At 67.7% G+C, this 16826-nt stretch carries 15 protein-coding genes, 1 pseudogene and 1 riboswitch; of the genes and pseudogenes, 5 read left to right on the top strand and 11 right to left on the bottom strand.

Translation table 11 applies throughout. The features are described from left to right. Positions 1 to 115: 115 nt before the first annotated feature. The 11 genes from FHS48_RS20560 to FHS48_RS18985 all read right to left on the bottom strand — a co-directional run bounded on the left by FHS48_RS20560 (position 116) and on the right by FHS48_RS18985 (position 10855). Positions 116 to 913 (bottom strand): energy transducer TonB, encoded by a 798-nt coding sequence (locus tag FHS48_RS20560; protein ID WP_184266255.1) that lies wholly within the window; start codon positions 911 to 913, stop codon positions 116 to 118. Then, the gene (locus tag FHS48_RS19030) at positions 910 to 1353 is read right to left on the bottom strand and encodes an ExbD/TolR family protein (RefSeq protein ID WP_184266252.1); all 444 of its coding nucleotides are present in this window, start codon (positions 1351 to 1353) and stop codon (positions 910 to 912) included. The genes FHS48_RS20560 and FHS48_RS19030 overlap by 4 nt, the downstream gene beginning before the upstream one ends. Positions 1354 to 1357: 4 nt before the next feature. Then, positions 1358 to 2032 (bottom strand): MotA/TolQ/ExbB proton channel family protein, encoded by a 675-nt coding sequence (locus FHS48_RS19025; protein ID WP_184266249.1) that lies wholly within the window; start codon positions 2030 to 2032, stop codon positions 1358 to 1360. Positions 2033 to 2372: 340 nt separating this feature from the next. Continuing rightward, positions 2373 to 2603, bottom strand: a complete 231-nt coding sequence (locus FHS48_RS19020) for a hemin uptake protein HemP (RefSeq protein WP_221443606.1) — start codon at positions 2601 to 2603, stop codon at positions 2373 to 2375. A gap of 144 nt (positions 2604 to 2747) precedes the next feature. Then, positions 2748 to 4211, bottom strand: coding sequence for an efflux transporter outer membrane subunit (locus FHS48_RS19015; protein WP_184266247.1), 1464 nt, complete (start codon positions 4209 to 4211; stop codon positions 2748 to 2750). A gap of 109 nt (positions 4212 to 4320) precedes the next feature. Then, the gene (locus FHS48_RS19010; RefSeq protein WP_184266244.1) at positions 4321 to 5019 is read right to left on the bottom strand and encodes a Crp/Fnr family transcriptional regulator; all 699 of its coding nucleotides are present in this window, start codon (positions 5017 to 5019) and stop codon (positions 4321 to 4323) included. Further along, positions 5006 to 5752, bottom strand: a complete 747-nt coding sequence (locus FHS48_RS19005) for a Crp/Fnr family transcriptional regulator (RefSeq protein ID WP_184266241.1) — start codon at positions 5750 to 5752, stop codon at positions 5006 to 5008. The genes FHS48_RS19010 and FHS48_RS19005 overlap by 14 nt, the downstream gene beginning before the upstream one ends. 109 nt (positions 5753 to 5861) lie before the next feature. Then, entirely contained in the window at positions 5862 to 6767 is a 906-nt protein-coding gene (gene ubiV / locus FHS48_RS19000) for a ubiquinone anaerobic biosynthesis protein UbiV (protein WP_184266238.1), read from the bottom strand. 16 nt (positions 6768 to 6783) lie between these two features. Beyond that, positions 6784 to 7791, bottom strand: coding sequence for a ubiquinone anaerobic biosynthesis protein UbiU (gene ubiU, locus FHS48_RS18995; RefSeq protein WP_184266236.1), 1008 nt, complete (start codon positions 7789 to 7791; stop codon positions 6784 to 6786). Further along, on the bottom strand, positions 7788 to 8453 hold the full coding sequence (locus FHS48_RS18990; protein ID WP_184266233.1) for an SCP2 sterol-binding domain-containing protein: 666 nt from the start codon (positions 8451 to 8453) through the stop codon (positions 7788 to 7790). Before FHS48_RS18990 ends, ubiU begins: the two co-directional genes overlap by 4 nt. A gap of 515 nt (positions 8454 to 8968) precedes the next feature. Next, complete coding sequence (locus tag FHS48_RS18985; protein ID WP_260402596.1) at positions 8969 to 10855, bottom strand: ABC transporter ATP-binding protein; 1887 nt, start codon at positions 10853 to 10855, stop codon at positions 8969 to 8971. Between the two features lie 507 nt (positions 10856 to 11362). Continuing rightward, a riboswitch (cobalamin riboswitch) is annotated at positions 11363 to 11590 on the top strand. Between the two features lie 204 nt (positions 11591 to 11794). Here FHS48_RS18985 and FHS48_RS18980 point away from each other — a divergent pair. From FHS48_RS18980 to FHS48_RS20335, 5 genes and pseudogenes are all read left to right on the top strand, one after another. Beyond that, the gene (locus FHS48_RS18980; RefSeq protein WP_184266230.1) at positions 11795 to 13699 is read left to right on the top strand and encodes a TonB-dependent receptor plug domain-containing protein; all 1905 of its coding nucleotides are present in this window, start codon (positions 11795 to 11797) and stop codon (positions 13697 to 13699) included. A 33-nt stretch (positions 13700 to 13732) separates the two neighbouring features. Beyond that, positions 13733 to 14347, top strand: a complete 615-nt coding sequence (locus FHS48_RS18975; RefSeq protein WP_184266227.1) for a DUF7676 family protein — start codon at positions 13733 to 13735, stop codon at positions 14345 to 14347. Between the two features lie 3 nt (positions 14348 to 14350). Further along, on the top strand, positions 14351 to 15211 hold the full coding sequence (locus tag FHS48_RS18970; protein ID WP_184266223.1) for an ABC transporter substrate-binding protein: 861 nt from the start codon (positions 14351 to 14353) through the stop codon (positions 15209 to 15211). Beyond that, positions 15208 to 16194, top strand: coding sequence for a FecCD family ABC transporter permease (locus FHS48_RS18965; protein ID WP_184266220.1), 987 nt, complete (start codon positions 15208 to 15210; stop codon positions 16192 to 16194). The genes FHS48_RS18970 and FHS48_RS18965 overlap by 4 nt, the downstream gene beginning before the upstream one ends. Beyond that, a pseudogene (locus tag FHS48_RS20335) lies at positions 16191 to 16667 on the top strand (ABC transporter ATP-binding protein); the annotation flags it as partial. The gene FHS48_RS18965 and the pseudogene FHS48_RS20335, both read left to right, overlap by 4 nt. Positions 16668 to 16826: the final 159 nt, after the last annotated feature.

Genomic DNA, 16826 nt, shown 5'->3' with positions numbered 1-16826 from the left:
CCGCCATCATGCGAAAGCTCATCGTCATGGCAAACGCCCTGCTCAAGGCAGGGCGTCCATGGATCCCAAAAAACGCTTGATCAACACGGATACTCCAGCTGTCCCAAAACGGTCTTTACCGAAGGCCGTAATCAAACGGCAGCAGCAGTTCCAGATCCGGACCATCGGCCTGTGGGTTGGGCGGCAGCGGATTGGCCTTCTGCACCGTCTTCACCATCGCTTCATCCAGCAGGTCACTGCCGGTGGACTGGCGGATGCTGACGGAGCGGACCTGACCATCACGGCCCAGCACGATCAGCACCGATCCGCGCCCCTGAATCCCGCGCCGCTGCGCCGCCCGGGGGTAATCCCGGAACTTTTGCAGATGCGCCGAGGCCAGCCCCAGATAATCCGGGCTGGCCGACACCGGTCCCCGCACCTGCGGCGGCGCAGGGGGAGCCGGGGCGACCGGAGCGGAGACCGGCGGGGTCTCCACCATCGGAGCCGGAGCGGGCGGAACCGGCGCAGGCGGCGGTTCTTTTTTCTTCGGTGGCGGCTTTTTCTTTTCCGGTGGCTTGGCCAGCGGCGGTGCCACCGTTGCCGTGCTGGTCAGCACCGGGGGCGGCGGCTCAATCACCGGAGGTTCCGGCGGTGGTGGCGGTTCCGGGGGCGGCGGCTCCGGGGGCGGTTCTGTCACAGGCTGCTGCACCGGCGGGGCCGGAGGCGGCGGCGGGGCGACAAACACCATTTCAAGCGGCTGTTCCGATGGCGGCGGGGGCGGGGGCGGCGGTTGCAGGGTCGCCCACATCAGCCCCCCCAGCAGCCCACCATGCACCACAAGCGACGCCGCCGTGCCCGCCAGCGACCAGCGGCGGCGGGAACCGGCAGCCGGACCGGCCGCGATCATCGGCAGAACCGCACTGTTGGCCGTCACGGCTGGGCGCCTCCACCCTGCGGCATTTCCGCCATCAGCGAAACCTTGGAAAAACCGCTCTGGCCAATCCGGCCCATCAGGTCAATCACCTGCCCGTAATCCAGACCCCGGTCAGCCCGGACATAGGCCAGCCGGGACGGATCTTCCGCCGCCAGCGCCTTCAGGCGCTGATCAAGCTGATCGGCAGGCACCTCCTGTTCCAGCAGGAACAGCTTGCCGTCCTTGTTCAGGGTGACCACCACCGGGTCCTTCGGCGGCTTGACCGGCTCCGCCGTGGTTTTCGGCAGATCCACCGGCACCCCGACCGTCATCAGCGGCGCGGCGACCATGAAGATGATCAGCAGCACCAGCATGACATCGACCAGCGGCGTCACGTTGATTTCCGACAGCGGACGGTAACTATCCCGCCCGCCGGAGGGGCTTCCGACACCCATGCCCATGGTCTTACTCCGCCGCCTGCGACAGGCCGGAGGACGGACGGACCGACTGGCGGGCCAGACGGTTGCCGATGGCGGAAATGGCTTCCTCCATCTGCGCCGCCACCCGGCCCAGATCCACCGCCAGCTTGTTGTAGGCCATCACCGCCGGAATCGCCGCTGCCAGACCGATGGCGGTGGCAAACAGCGCCTCGGCAATGCCCGGGGCAACCACGGCAAGGCTGGTATCCTGCGATTTGGCGATGGCGGTGAAGCTGTTCATGATCCCCCACACCGTGCCGAACAGGCCGATAAACGGCGCGGCGGAGCCGATGGTGGCCAGAAACGGCAGACCGGATTCCAGATGGCGCAGATTGCGGGCCAGAGCCGAGCGCATGGCGCGTTCAATCCGGTCGCGGACCTCACTGCGGGTTTCCCCGGGGGTCCGGTCCTGCCATGCGGTCTGCGCCGCCGACAGGATGCTGTCAGCCAGCGGCCCGTGCGACAGGGCCTCCAGCGGGGCATGGGCGGCCTCATCCTCAAACCGCGCCGCCTGACGCTTCAGGCGGATCAGGCGGATACTGCGGTCAAGGATGATGCTCCAGCAGGCCACCGAGGCCAGAACCAGCAGGATCATCACCGCCTTGACCAGATAATCAGCCTGCATAAACAGTCCGATCAGGGACAGATCGTGGGCTTGCATCAGTCCTCAACTCCATCAGCCCGGCACCATTATCGGTCCGGTCCACAGCCACTGCATCACGGGATCCGGCGGGCCATTGTCCCGCATCCTCCTCCCGCAATCCACATCTTCGTTATGGTTTTACCCCATCCCCGGGAAACGGCAGGGGGCAACGGAACCACGGCTGTCAGGCTGGCTGGCTGTCCGGACCGTCAGATCCGGTCGGTACTGGCTGGCTTGCCCTGTCAGTCATAACGCTTCACCGGGGGTCCGGTTCAGCGCTTTTCGCTATTGGAGCGTTTTCAGCAGAAATCGATGCCGCTTTTGCGGCTGAAAACGCCCCGGTCAGGCTGCTTTTGGCTTACTTGGTCAAAATCAGCCGGTTGTTGGATGTCAACCGCAGGGTATAGACCGCATCCCCGTGCAGGATCCCAATCTCGCGGCGGGCGCCGAGCAGATCCGTCAGGCGGATCAGCCCCGACCCCGCTCCGCTGGACTCTTTGGCGGTGCCCCCGGTCCGTGGCGGGGCATCCGCCCCGGAGTCCGGCGACATCTGCTCCGGCCCGGTCTCTGCCGGGAAGGAAGAAGTCATCTCGGCCTGCCTTTCATCAGTGAAGCCTGTATCTTCCCTTGCCCATACTGCAACTGACACTGATTCTCAATCTTTAAGTCAAAAAAACCGGCCCGCGACAGACCACGGGCCGGTTTTTTGTCCGGAACTCAACCTTTGGCAGCGTTACGGCTTGGCCGCCGCTTCAACCGCCGGCAGGCTCAGGCTGCCGCCGACCGCCCGGTTGAGGTTGACCGCCGCGTTCAGACGCGACAGACGCACCTGAATCGAGGAGTCTTCCGCCTGCAACAGGGTGCGTTCCGCATCGAGAACCGTCATGTAGGCCACGGCACCGCCCCGGTAGCGGATATCAGCCAGACGCCGGGCCTCGCGGGAGGCGGTGACCACCTCGCCCTGCCGGTCTTCCTGTTCGGTCAGCCAGCGGTTGGCGGCCAGCGCGTCTTCCGTATCCCGCAGGGCGTCAATCACGCTCTGGCGATAGGTCGCCGCCAGCTCTTCCCGCCGGGCCGAGGCCTGCTCAACGGCACTGTCAATCGCCCCGTTATCAAACAGCGGCGCGGCAAGGCTGCCGCCGATCGACCAGATGGCACTGGCCGGGGTCAGCAGCGACGACAGCGCGGCGCTGGCAAAGCCGCGTTCCGCCGTCAGATTCAGCGACGGATAATACCGGGCCCGGGCCGCGCCGATATCAGCATTGGCAGCAACCAGACGGGCCTCCGCCGCCCGCAGGTCGGGACGGCGGCGCAGAATTTCGGACGGCAGACCCGGCTTCACCGGCGGCAGCACCACCCCGGACAGGCCGGGGGCCTGCACGGTGATTTCCCCGGCGGACTTGCCCACCAGCGCCGCCAGCGCGTTCAGGGCCTGCGCATGCTGGAGTTCCAGCGCCGCGATCTGGGTCTGGATCTGGGCAACGGCACTGCGCTGCTGCGCGGTTTCAAGGCCGGAAGCCTCGCCGAACTGCACCTGCTGCTCGGTCAGGCGCAGGGTCTGCCGCGACAGATCAAGGTTGCGGCGGGCAGCGGTCAGACGGTCACGGACCGCCAGAACCTGGAAATAGGCATTGGCAACACTGGACGACAGGGTCCAGCCAACGGTTTCCCGGTCCAGCCGGGCCGCCTGAAGGGCATTTTCCGCCGCCAGAATGGAGGCGGCGCGCTTGCCCCAGAAGTCCACTTCATAGCTGGCACTGAGGCCAAGGGAATAGCTGCGGGCGCTGTCGCCGGAGGCGCTGCTCCGGGCGCTGGAAGCGCGTTTGGCAGCAGTTTCCCCGCCGCTGACCGACAGGTTCGGCCATTCCGGCGCCTCGGCGGTGCCCAGCTGGGCCTGCGCCTGACGGATCCGGGCCACAGCCGCCTTCAGGGTATTGCCTTCCGCCAGCGCCTGTTCGACCAGACGGTTCAGCTCGCTGCTGCCAAAGGTTTCCCACCACCGGTCCTCGGGGGCGACAATTGCCGTCTCGGTGACGGCAGCGGCCAGCGGAGAAACGCCGGGGTTATTCCAGCCCCCCGGCAACGGGCCCGTTTCGGGCTTGTAATCCGGAACCTGCGAACACCCCGCAAGGATCACCAGAGCGGACACCGCCATAACCGCTTTACCCTTGCGGGCCGCAAGAACTCGCATGCGCATACTCAATTCCTGAAAATCGCCCCGACAGGCCCTATCCTGCCATAAGTTCCTGCCAGAGATAATGCTGTTTGCGCGATCCGGCAATTCCCCCGATGCATTTTTATACCGATCAGTCACGAAAATCAGCACAATCGGGCGGTTCCTCGCCAATCCCGGCGGCAAGGCGGCGCAGACCGCCAACCTCGGCCACCATCACCCGGCGGTGATGCAGCACGACTCCATCCATCCGCAGGCGGGAAAAGGCCCGGCTGAGGTTTTCCGGCGTCAGGCCGACCCGGGCGGCAATCACCGCGTGGCGTTCCGTCAGCACAAGCCCGGCCGGGCCGGTGTCCGGTTCCGGACCCAGCTGTTGTACAAGATACCGGCACAGCCGCTGCCGGGGGGTAAGAACCTTCAGGGCCAGAAGATCCTCCGCCATCATCCGGTACCGTTCCCCCAGCCGGGACAGCGCCTGCATCACCGCCGCCGGGTGGCGGTGCAGCCAGTGCAGCAGATCAACCCGGCGCAGCAGCAGGACGGTGGCGGTTTCCATCACCTCCGCCCCCAGGGCATAGGCCCGGCCATCCACCAGTGCCGACAGCCCGACCAGATCCCCCGCCCGCAGCACATGCAGCACATTCTCCGTTCCGGCAGCCTCGGCCCCGAACAGTTTCACCGCCCCGTCACACAGATAATAGAGGTGATCCGCCGGGTCCCCCGCCGAAAACAGCTGGTGCCCGGCCGGAAACACCTGCCGCCCGGCCTGCGGCAGCAGCCCGCTGAACAGATTCCCCGGTCCGTCAGGCCCCGCCCCCTCAGTCCCCGACATCAGCGAAATCCTTGTCTGACCACAGATCTTCCGGATCGCACAGGCGGCGCAGACGGTCGCGGTCCGGGCACAGAATGGCCCCGCCCTGCACATCCACCCCGTCCGCCCGCAAATCGCGCAACAGCCGCGACAGGCTTTGCTGCGTCACCCCCAGCAGCGCCGCCACATCTTTTTTTGGCAAGGGAAGAACCCGGCTGCCGCCGTCCAGAACTGACAGCAGATACCGGGCCAGACGCAGCCGGGCCGGAACATGCTTCTGCGCTTCCACCGCCGCCAGCCCGTCATGCAGGCGGCGCGTCAGTCCGGCCAGCGCAGTCAGGCCGAGAACCGGGTCGGCCGACAGCACCGCCAGTGCCCGCGACCGTGGCACGGTCAGCAGATCCACCCCCGTCACCGCCCGGACCTGCCAGCGGTGCACCGCCACATCCGCTTCCGGCCGGTCCGGCCACAGACCGTCAAGGCCGACCACATACCCCCGGCCGGTCTGCTCCACCGGCACCACCATCCCCGCCATCTGACCGGACACCAGCAGCAGACCGTTCAGGCAGACGGAGACCGCTGTCAGGGGGGTTCCGATCTCGGCAAGGATCGCCCCGCGCGGCACCCGGCTGCGCAGGCCCGGCTCGGGAAAGGCCTGTTCCCATGCCCCCGCCGTCGCCGCCACCGCCGGATCCACGGCGGCAGCGGCCCGGTCAGGGGCGGGAGACGGAACAGGGTCATGAAGAGCAGACATTGCGGACAACCACGGCACAGCCCGGAAAACAGACCGTCAGGATGCCGCAACGCGGCAGAAATGACGTTGACCTGAGTCAACGCCCTCTGCCGCCGGTGTTCTGCGGTGTTCAGGCCGCCGTGCTGTCAACCCAGGCGGTGCCGTCCACGCCGTGCAGGAAGCCGTTGCACAACACCTCTCCGCCAGTGGCGGCCCGGATCTCCTGTTCGGCCTCCATCAGGCTGTGCTGTCCTTCCGTCACCGCCCGGAAGGCGGCGATCACCGCCCGCATGTCCCCGGCCTCCGGCATCAGGCGCAGCGACTCCACACCCGCCGCCAGCAGGCCCGGCACCTCGTGGATGGCGGCATGGACCGCCCCGGACAGGGTCTGCACCCCGTTGACCCTCAGGAAATCCGCCCCTTCCAGCGTTTCCACCGTCATCCCCGCCGGGTCGCGGTCACAGACATACTGGCAGCCATCCTTACTCAGGCCATGGACCCGGGCATGGTAACAGCGGGCGGAAATCGCCAGCGGCACCCGCCCGAACACCGGGGCCTCCAGCCGCAGGCCGGCAGCGTCACGGCCAATGTGCCGGATGCTGTCCAGCGACAGTTCCCACGGCAGGCACACCTGCTCCGCCCCGTTGGCCGCCAGCACCGCCACAGTGCCGGGGCTGTAGGTGTTCAGGAACGGCCCGGCCCAGTGTGGCCGCCCCCGCAGGTGGTACAGGGCTCCGGCATCATTGGCCTCCGTCAGCAGCTCCGCCTGCCCGCACAGGGCAGCGACATCGGCCCGCTCCGCCGCCGACACCGCCAGCGCCAGCGTTGACATCACCACCCGTTTTCCCGCCTCCAGCAGCAGGGTGGCTTCTTCGGCAATCGCCTCGCGCAGGAACGGCGTGCGGCGGAAACAGACCGTCTCGCCCAGAACCACGGTATCCACCGCCGAGGCGGCAATCTCCTGATAAAAAGCCAGCCGCCGGTCGCGGGACCAGTTGTACTGGATCGGCCCCAGAGTCAGATGCACGGTCATCATCTTACGTCCTTTTCCCTTACCGCCAGCTCTTCCGGTAGGCCCCTTCGGTGGCGCGCCCGCCTTCCAGAAAGCGCTGCCGCTCCGTCACCCCGGCGGCACCGCCGCCAAGGGTCTCCCGCAGGGATTTGACCACCGTGCTGATATAGGCCTTGCCGCGCTGCCGCCCTTCGATCTTGAACGCCGCCACCCCGGCGGCGGCCAGATCCGGCAGGATCGGCCCGGCATCGAGACTGACCGGATCCTCGAACAGGTAACCGGTCTGGCCTTCGGCGCGGAAGCGGCCCTTGCACAGGGTGGGGTATCCGGCCTCCTCCCCCGGACCGAAGCGGTTGATGACATGCGGCCCCAGCCGCGACACCATCACCGCCCCATCCTGTTCGTACCGCACCCGCTCCGCCGGGGAACAGACACCGTCCTTGTTGGGGGACCGCCCGGCGGCGTAAGACGACAGCGAACAGCGCCCTTCTGCCATCACGCACAGGCCGCCGAACACGAAAACCTCCATCTCCACATCCGGCACGGCAGCGATGGTGTCGCGGACCTGATCGACGGTGAACACGCGGGGCAGCACCACCCGGCTGATCCCGAAGGCATCCCGGTACCAGCGGATGGCCTCCGGGTTGGCGGCGGAGGCCTGCACCGACAGATGCAGCCGCAGTTCCGGCCATGTCCGCGCCGCATAGGCCGCCACCCCGGCATCAGCGATAATCACCGCGTGGGCCCCGGCCCGGGCGGCGGTATCCACCGCCTGTTGCCACGGCCCTTCATCCGCCGCATCGGGGAAGGTGTTGATGGCCACCATCGGCTTGACCCCGGTGCGGTGACAGAACGCCACGGCATCGCGCACTTCCTCGTGCGAGAAGTTCAGGCCGGGAAAATTGCGGGCGTTGGTGCGGTCGCGGAACCCGAAGTACACCGCATCGGCCCCGGCATCGACCGCCGCCTTCAGGGCCGCCGGAGTCCCGGCAGGACAGACCAGCTCCGGCATCGGACGGGAAGCCACCGGACGGGAAGACTCTGTCATCGCCCGCCCTCCACCCCGGCCGGGCGGCGGGAATCCAGCCGCCGCGCCCGGGCCGACAGGGTGGACACCGTGTCTTCCAACCCCGCCATATCATGTTCCAGCCGCTGCATCCGCCGGGCCAATGGCTCCAGCAGCCGGTCCTGCCAGCGGCGCAGCACGGTCCCGACCGTGCGGCCATGATGAATCAGGCGGTCGGCCAAGGGGCGGGTCAGACGCTCCGGCAGGGGCGGCAGGGCGGCCAGAACCTCCTGCGGGGTCAGGTCGGCGTCCTCCAGCGCATAGCGCAAGGCCATCGCCAGCGCCGTATCGCCGTCCATCCGCAGGGTGCGGGCGAAGAAACTGCCGTCCCCATCCAGACCGCCGCCGAACATCAGGGTCCACAGCGTCGCCAAGGGGGCATGGATTTCGGCATCCGCCTGCTGCGGCAGCCGCAGCAGCACCCGGCAGCGCAGGGTTCCGCCCGCCCCGATCCGCACACCGACCGCCAGCGGCAGGCCACCGGTGGCAGCAGCGGGAAGATCGGTCGGACGGATCAGAACATCACCGCTCAGGCCATCCAGCCGCCCGGCCAGCCGGGGCGACAGCAGACGGTCAAGGCCGGGCAAGGGGATCTGGGCAGGAACCGGCGGCAACGCTGCCGCAAGCAGACGGGACAGGGGCATCAGGGGTCTCCCTTCGGGCATCCAACCGGAAACCGGAAACAGAAGGGCACACCCTATCCATAAATCTTAGACCGAAACGATGTCGCCGGATAAATCGACAACATATTGTAATTGTTATTATTTTTTGATTTTACATAAAAAGAGGCCGCCCTCCGGCCCGGTGGGAACCGGAGGGGCGGCCAGCACGGCACGCAGGAAAGCCGTTTGATGTTTCCCGGCTGGGAGGGAGGTCCGCGACCGGAAACCCCGCGCGGAGACTCCGGCACGGGCGGGCGGCACCCTAAGCAAAGCCCTGCGTCCTGACATTGATTATAATCAATTTGAAGACGGTTTTAGGGGTGCCCGGCGGGTCGGGTGTTTGTTAGCCCCTTGTCTGTTTGGCCCCTCACACGCCGGGCGGGGTCGTCCGCCCCCTTGGCTTACGTCCGCATGAGCGGACGGGCCCTCAATGGGCCAGTCGCTGCGCTCCACTTTTCTGTTCGGCCCCTCCCACACCGGGTGGGGGCGTCCGCCCCCTACCCCTCAATCAGGCCGCCATTCTGGCGGTCAACCAGACGGCGGTACAGCCCGTCCGACATCCGCATCAGGGTGTCATGGTCGCCATCCTCGCGGATCATCCCCTGATCAAACACCAGAATCCGGTCCAGACTGCGGATGGTGGAAAGCCGGTGCGCCACCACCAGCGTGGTCCGTCCCTGCATCAGCCGCTCCATCGCATCCTGAATCATCGCTTCCGACTCGCTGTCGAGGCTGGAGGTTGCCTCGTCCAGAATCAGCAGCGGCGCATCGGCCAGAAACGCCCGGGCCAGTGCCACCCGCTGCCGCTCCCCGCCCGAAAGCTTCACCCCCCGCTCCCCGACCGGAGTCGCATAGCCCTCCGGCAGGCGGCGGATGAACACATCGGCATGGGCCAGTGCCGCCGCCGCCTCGACCTCCGCCATGCTGGCGTCCGGGCGGGCATAGCGGATGTTGTCGGCCAGAGACCGGTGGAACAGCAACGGTTCCTGCTGCACGATGGCGATCTGCCGCCGCAGGCTGGCCTGCGTCACCGTCCGCACATCGGTGTCATCCAGCAGCACCGCTCCGGCCTGCACGTCATACAGACGCTGAACCAGCTTGATGAAGGTGGTCTTGCCGGAACCGGACGGCCCGACCAGCCCCACCCGCTGCCCGGCGGGAATCGTCAGGCTGAAATCGCGGTACACCGTGCGCTGCTGCGCCGGATAGGTGAAGGACACCCGCTCAAAGCGGATTTCCCCGCGCGGACGCGGCAGATCCGGGGCTCCGGCGCGGTCCTCAACCTCCAGCGGCCAGTCCGACAGCACTGCCATATCCTCCAGATCGTTCATCGCCCGCTGGAAGGTCCGGATGTGATGGCCGATATCACTCAGGTGGGCATGAATCACCCCATAGGCGGTCAGCGCCAGAGTCAGGTCCCCGGCCGATGCCAGCCCCTGCCACCAGAACCACACCACCAGCCCGACAATCCCGGCATGCAGCATCACCAGCATCAGCTGCTGCACCAGTGCCGACCGGGTACCCCGGAACCAGGTGGCCCGGGTGCGGCGACGCCAGCCGGTCTGCACCCGCTCCAGACGGTGTTCCTCCCGCTCTTCAGCCCCGAATCCCTTGACCACGGCATTGCAGCCGATCGCATCGGCCATCACCGCGCTCATCCGGCTGTCCCAGCGGTTGGAGCGGGTGGCATAGGGCGCGACATAACGCAGCGACAGCGTGACCGTCACCGTCACATAGATCACCGCCCCGGCCAGCACCACCGCCCCCAGCAGGGACCAGTGCAGGGCAAACATCACCACCGCCCCGACCAGCACGGCGCAGGACGGCAGCATCGCCAGCAGGATGGCATCATTCAGTTCATCAAACCCCCAGCTGCCCCGCCCGATCTTGCGGACGGTGCTGCCGACGAAGGTATTGGCATGCCAGTCGGTGGACAGCCGCTGCACCCGCCGGAACGTTTCCAGCGCCGCATCGGTCATCATGCGCGGGGTCAGCACCGTCAGGCCGGTGAACACGCAGATCCGCAGCACCATCATTCCGATGCCTAGCCCGACCATGCTGCCCAGTGCCGTCAGCGCCAGATCCAGCACCGCATCACGGCCAAGGGTCTGGGTGTGGCTGAGGGCGTCAACCAGCTTACCGGCAAACACCGGCAGGATAATTTCCAGCACCGCCGCCAGCGTCGTCGCCAGCACGATGGCCAGAACCAGCCCCCAGTGACGCCGCCAGTGCCGCATCACAAAGCGCCACGTCCGGCGCAGGCTGGGCTTCAGGTCTGCCGTATCAGAGGCAGGAGCAGGGCCAGAAGCAGGAACAGAAACAGGGGTTTGTCCCGACAGGGCGGACGGAGCCGCCGGGCCGGGAGTCAGTCCGATATCAGTCATGTGTCGTTTTGCCCGTCCGGGCGTGCCGGACAGGTCCTGTGACAGGGACGGCGGAGGGGGAAACACTCCGGCGTCCGGTGAAATCGACGGGTATCCTGCGGAGGATCGCCCCCGGGGCGTCCTAACCGGGGTCTGGAACAGACCGCCGGACCGTCAGCCTCCGTGCCCTGTCGGCAGGAAGGAGTCCGGTTTTCGCAAGGGCCGCCCGCAGAACGGGCGGCGGAGCCGCAGAGGGACCCGCTGTCTGGTCGGTGGCCTGATCAGGCCGCGCGTTTATCGGGCGCGGCACCGGATCGGATGGCGGATACGGGATGACCGGGAAAAGCGCTCATGGACCGTCTCCTTTAACCGACAGTTGCGTTAATGTTCCTGATATATCCCGATCCCGATAAACCGCCAACCCCGAAACTGCCGCCGACAGACTCTTCTGCTCCGGCGTGGCAGACCGGCAACACCCAAAAGCGGACAGCGAGGATTGTCCCTTGACAGAAGCGCCCCTAATTCTGTAGCGCTGAGGACGTCTACGGTTCCCCCTACGGTCAAACGCCGGGGGATTAAAAGGGAACGACGGAAGAGAGGATCGATACCGACTCTCAGGCCGTGGCTGTCCCCGCAACTGTGAACGGCGAGTCCCTGCCATGATGCCACTGGCCCGACCCTTACGTCGGCAGCCGGGAAGGCGGCAGCGGATGTGGACCCGTGAGCCAGGAGACCTGCCGCAGACAGCGTCACTTTACCTTTGGTCGGGGTGTGCCAGAGGTGCGGTAAGCCCGTTGCGGTGGCGCGCATCACTGATGTCGGCACCACGGGCCCGGGCGTCTGCGCCCTCCCGGACGCTCCTGTGCGTCCGCAGCAGATCCCCTGCCGGTAACCGTCATTGGTGCCTGTCCTTCACCGGGGACGGGCCACCGCGCCCGTTCCCTTTCCGGGAATGCAGTCATGACGTTGCGTTTTATCCTTCCGCCGGTCCTGCTGGCCGCCCTGTTCACCCCGGCGCAGGCCCAGACCCCGCCCCCCCTGCCACAGGCCCTGCCCGCACTGGCGGTGACCGGCAGCACCGCCGTAACCGCCGCCGACGTGCAGGCACAGGCCGGATCGGTCCCCCAGCAGGCCAGAACCACAGCCGGCAGCACGGTCAACGCCGCCACCCTCGACCGGCGGCAGGCCCAACGGCTGGAAGACGTGCTGCGGGAGATCCCCGGCGTCACCCTTGGCCCGCAGCGCGGGGCCGGTCTGGAACGCAGCGTCAGCCTGCGCGGTATCGGGGCGCGCGGCGTCCGCGTGTTCCTCGACGGCATGGAGATGAGCGACACCAGTCAGGCCCAGTCCCAGTACAAGCTGACCGAACTGAACCTACGCGACATCGAGAGCATCGAGGTCCTGCGCGGCCCGCAGACCGGGCGTTATGGGGCCGATACCGGCGGCGGGGTGATCGTCATCACCACCCGCCGCCCGACGACAGCCCTGTCCGGTCAGGCCGGGATTGAAGGCGGCAGTCACAAGACCAGACGCGGCTTTGCCAATGCCGCCGGGGTGCAGGGGCCGGTGGACTGGCGGCTGTCCGCCTCCGGGGCGGATATCGGCGGCTATTCCGACTTCAAGGGCGGAGAGAAGGATGACCCGTTCCGCCAGTGGGGGCTGAATGCCAGCCTTGGCGTGCAGGCCAGCGAAACACTGCACCTTCAGGCCACCGCCCGCTATCAGCGCAAGGATGTGTTCTACGATGCCTCTTCCGCCGACCGCGACTGGAACCGTGACGAAACCGAGCAGGCCGTCCGGCTGGGCGGCACCCACACCGCCCTCTCCGGCGCACTGATCAGCCAGTTCGGGCTTGCCGATACCCTGACCACCCGCCAGTACTGGGGCTTCGGCACCAAGGGCGACACCTACGACGGCGGCAAGACCCGGCTGGATTATACCGGCACCTATACCCTGTCCGATCAGGTCAGCCTCGGCTTCGGGGCCGATGCCAGCCGCGAGCGGATTGAACAGCGCACCCCCGGTTTCGCCCCGACCGCCGGACCGCTGGACGCCCATTTCTGGAAAGGCGGGGCTTTCACCACCCTCGGCGTGACCCCGGTGGAAAATCTGAACCTGTCCGCCACCCTGCGCGGCGACCGCCACGAGGATTTCGGCAGCGAAGGCACCTGGCGTCTGGGCGGGGCCTATACCGTTGCCGCCACCGGCACCACCCTGCGCGGCAGCTATGGCACCAGCTGGCAGACCCCATCCCTGTATGAACGGTTTGACCCCTGCTACGGGCGGGGCAGCCTGCGTCCGGAGTCGGCCAAAGGCTGGGATGTCGGCCTTGATCAGGCCCTGTTCGGCGACCGTGGAAAAAGCAGTGTCAGCCTGTTCCGTACCTCCACCGAGGATGAAATCGCCTTCCAGTACAGCCCGGCCCTGACCCCCGGCTGTAACGGCGGCGGCTATGTCAACCTCAACCGCACCACGGTCAAGGGCGTGGAGTGGGAAACCACCCTGTCGCTGACCGACAGCCTGCGCGCCACCGCCAGCTATACGTGGATGCAGGCCGACAACGCCATCACCGGCGACCGCCTGCGCGACCGTCCGCTGCATCAGGCCGGAGGCAGCCTCGACTGGCAGGTCCGCAAGGATCTCTCCGTCGGCACCAGCCTGCGGTACCGCGACAACACCACCAACAGCTATACCGGCCGCGCCGACGAGTTCTGGACCGCAGACCTGCGGGCGGCGTGGGATGTGACCGAGGCGGTCAACCTGCACGTCCGGATCGAGAACCTGTTTGACGCCCAGTATGTGGAAGACCCCGGCTTCGGCACCCCCGGCCGCTCCGGCTTCCTCGGCGCCACCGTTTCCTTCTGAAGCCCGGCTTCCCTTCTGAAAAAGGTCAGACCCATGCCCTCTTCCTCCGTTACATCTCCGGGCCTCTCCCCGTCCCTGCCAGCCCCGCCGGTGCGGGTGCGGGAACCCGGGTCCGGCGAGGTCGATCTGTTCCCGCTGCCGGTGGATCAGGATTTCCTGCTGCCGCTGCTGGATGACCTGTTCGTCAACCACTGGGACAAAATCGTGTTCGGCACCCTGATTCAGGGAGCGGTGTTCGAAATCCGGGTTCCCGCCCCGCCCCGCCGGGTGCGCTGCCATGACGGTTATCTGACCGTCGATTTCGGGCTGTGGCACTTTCACGTCTGCATCGGCCTGAACAAGGGATCCTCCCGCGCCCCCACCGACCCGGAACTGGCCCGCCTGCGCCGCACCGGGCGGGCAGAGCTCTACCGCATGATCAGCGCTGATGGCTGCCCGCGCAGTTGGGGGCTGCGGCTGTTCAACGGCGGCGGGGAAAACCAGCTGACGGTGTTCTTCCCCAATCCGCTGCTGGGGGATAATGACAAGATCCTCAAACAGCCGGATTACAGCCGCCTTGCGCTGTGGGATGCGGTGCGGGAGCGGTATCTCGGCCTGCCGCCGGATCCGCTCGACCGCACCGCCACCGGCTTCCCGTGCGGGGGATAAGCCATGATCCGCCGCCTGTCGGAGGGGCTGCTGCCGGTCCTGCTTCTGGCTGCCTTTCCGGCGGCGGCGGCCCCCCTGCCCCCGGTTTCCCCCCTGCCCCGGGTCGCCAGCGCCACCCTGTGCGCCGACCAGCTGGTGCTGCGGCTGGCCGACCCGCAGCAGATCGCCAGCCTGTCGCCGCAGGCCCATGACCCGACCCTGTCGCTGATGATCGGGGCTGCCCGGACCTTTCCGGCCCGGACGGCAGGGGCGGAAGCCTATCTGGCCGACGGAGTTGAGCTGATGATCACCGACGCCTGGACCGGCCAGTCCACCGCCGCCCTGCTGGAACGGCTGGGGGTCCGCGTGCTGCGCCTGCCCCTGACCAACCATCAGGACGGAGTGGAATCGATGATCCGCGCTGCCGCCGCCGCCCTCGGCCACCCCCAGCGCGGCGAGGATCTGATCGACGAAGTCCGCGCCCGGCTGGCCGCCGTGCAGGCCAGCGCCGCCGGAGCCGGACGGAACGCCCTGTATCTGCGGCCCGACGGTGGCACCGCCGCCGACGGCACCTTTGTCGGCTGGATCATGGACCTCAACGGGCTGAACAATCAGGCCCGCCGCTACGGCCTGACCGGCTGGGCCGGGGTCCCGGCGGAAGCCCTGGTGCTCGACCCGCCTGACCTGATGATTCACAGCTTTTTTGACCGCACCGCCTTTTCCCTGCGGGGCAACCGGGGCCGCAGCGGGGCCTATACCCCGGTGGTCCCGGTGATCACCGTCCCCGGGACCCAGTGGGTCTGCGGCAACTGGGGGCTGGCGGTGGCGGCGGAAACCCTGTCGCAGGCCCTCGGCGCCCTGCCCCCATCCGGAGCCCGACAATGACTGACCGCCTGCTGATCTCCGGCCTGTTGCTGGCCCTGCTGCTGTGCGCCGCCGTCAGCCTGACCAGTGGCGGCAGCCTGACCGCCGCCGACCTGCTGGCCGCCGGGCTGGGACAGGGCGATCCCCGGCACCGGATCATCCTGCTGGAAATCCGCCTGCCCCGGGTGCTGCTGGCAATCCTCGTCGGCTGGGCGCTCGGTCTGGGCGGGGCGGCCTTACAGGCCCTGCTGCGCAATCCGCTGGCGGAGCCGGGGCTGATCGGGGTATCCGCCAGTGCCGGACTCGGTGCGGTCATCGCCCTGTACTTCGGATTCGGCACCCTGTGGTCTCTGGCTCCCGCCGCCTGCGGCCTGACCGGAGCCGGAATTGCCACCGCCCTGCTGCTGGGGCTGACCCGGCGCGGTGACAGCCTGTCGGTGATCCTGTCCGGGATTGCCCTGTCGAGTCTGGCCGTGGCCCTGACCTCGCTGGCCATGGCGCTGGCCCCCAATCCCTATGCCCTGTCAGAGATGGTGCTGTGGTTGATGGGATCCCTGAAGGACCGGTCTTTGCAGGATGCCCTGACCGCTGCCCCGCTGATCGCCCTCGGCAGTCTGCTGGTGCTGTCGTCGCAGCGGGGTCTGCGCGCCCTGACGCTGGGGGAAGAGGCGGCTGCCACCCTCGGCATCCGTCTGCCCGTCCTGTATCTGCGGGTAGTCGGCGGGACGGCGGCGATGGTCGGGGCGGCGGTGACCGTTGCCGGATCCATCGGCTTTGTCGGTCTTCTGGTTCCGCATCTGCTCCGCCCGCTGACCGGGCATGATCCGGCCCGCCTGCTGCTGCCCAGCGCCCTCGGCGGAGCCCTGCTGGTCTGCGCCGCCGATCTGGTGGTCCGCCTGTTGCCGACGGCGCAGGAACTGATGGTCGGCGTCCTCACCGCCCTGATCGGGGCCCCGTTTTTCCTGCTGCTGCTGCGGCGTCACCTGCGCGAGACCCTGTCATGACTGCTGCCCTGCACCTGTGCGCCCTGTCGGTCCACCGTCAGGGCCGGACCGTCCTGCACCCCTTGTCCGCCCTCTGTCCGGCAGGCGCGGTCACCGGCATTCTCGGCCCCAATGGTGCCGGAAAAAGCACCCTGCTGAAGGCGGTGGCCGGTCTGCTGCCAATCACCGGACGGGTAACGCTGGGGGGCATCGATCTGGCCAGACTGTCCCCCCGGGACCGGGCCCGTCGCATCGGCTATCTGCCGCAGGATCACCGCCTGCACTGGCCGGTGGCAGTGCGGGAGGTGGTGCGTCTGGGGCAGCTCGCCCATCCGGATGGCAGGATCAACGCCGCCGGAATCGAGCAGGCGATGGCCGACACCGACATCACAGCGCTGGCCGACCGCCCGGCCACCGCCCTGTCCGGCGGCGAACGGGCCCGGGTGCATCTGGCCCGGGTTCTGGCCGGGACCCCGGCGGTGATTCTGGCTGACGAGCCGGTGGCCGCCCTCGATCCGGCCCACCAGATCACCGTGATGGAGCTGCTGCGCCGACAGGCCGTCCATGCCGGGCGCTGCGTGGTGCTGGTGCTGCACGACCTGACTCTGGCGGCCCGGTTCTGTGATCAGGTGGTCCTGTTGCAGGATGGCCGG

This window comes from Novispirillum itersonii, from assembly GCF_014205675.1.
Taxonomy (GTDB): Bacteria; Pseudomonadota; Alphaproteobacteria; order Rhodospirillales; family Rhodospirillaceae; genus Novispirillum; species Novispirillum itersonii_A.
Note: the sequence above shows the minus strand (reverse complement) of the source record. Positions and strands in the feature narration are given on the sequence as shown.

Coding starts and splice junctions, on each gene's coding strand:
- FHS48_RS19030 (WP_184266252.1), bottom strand. CDS start 1,353: ATGGGCATGGGTGTCGGAAGCCCCTCCGGCGGGCGGGATAGTTACCGT.
- FHS48_RS19025 (WP_184266249.1), bottom strand. CDS start 2,032: ATGCAAGCCCACGATCTGTCCCTGATCGGACTGTTTATGCAGGCTGAT.
- FHS48_RS19020 (WP_221443606.1), bottom strand. CDS start 2,603: ATGACTTCTTCCTTCCCGGCAGAGACCGGGCCGGAGCAGATGTCGCCG.
- FHS48_RS19015 (WP_184266247.1), bottom strand. CDS start 4,211: ATGCGCATGCGAGTTCTTGCGGCCCGCAAGGGTAAAGCGGTTATGGCG.
- FHS48_RS19010 (WP_184266244.1), bottom strand. CDS start 5,019: ATGTCGGGGACTGAGGGGGCGGGGCCTGACGGACCGGGGAATCTGTTC.
- FHS48_RS19005 (WP_184266241.1), bottom strand. CDS start 5,752: ATGTCTGCTCTTCATGACCCTGTTCCGTCTCCCGCCCCTGACCGGGCC.
- ubiV (WP_184266238.1), bottom strand. CDS start 6,767: ATGATGACCGTGCATCTGACTCTGGGGCCGATCCAGTACAACTGGTCC.
- ubiU (WP_184266236.1), bottom strand. CDS start 7,791: ATGACAGAGTCTTCCCGTCCGGTGGCTTCCCGTCCGATGCCGGAGCTG.
- FHS48_RS18990 (WP_184266233.1), bottom strand. CDS start 8,453: ATGCCCCTGTCCCGTCTGCTTGCGGCAGCGTTGCCGCCGGTTCCTGCC.
- FHS48_RS18985 (WP_260402596.1), bottom strand. CDS start 10,855: ATGACTGATATCGGACTGACTCCCGGCCCGGCGGCTCCGTCCGCCCTG.
- FHS48_RS18980 (WP_184266230.1), top strand. CDS start 11,795: ATGACGTTGCGTTTTATCCTTCCGCCGGTCCTGCTGGCCGCCCTGTTC.
- FHS48_RS18975 (WP_184266227.1), top strand. CDS start 13,733: ATGCCCTCTTCCTCCGTTACATCTCCGGGCCTCTCCCCGTCCCTGCCA.
- FHS48_RS18970 (WP_184266223.1), top strand. CDS start 14,351: ATGATCCGCCGCCTGTCGGAGGGGCTGCTGCCGGTCCTGCTTCTGGCT.
- FHS48_RS18965 (WP_184266220.1), top strand. CDS start 15,208: ATGACTGACCGCCTGCTGATCTCCGGCCTGTTGCTGGCCCTGCTGCTG.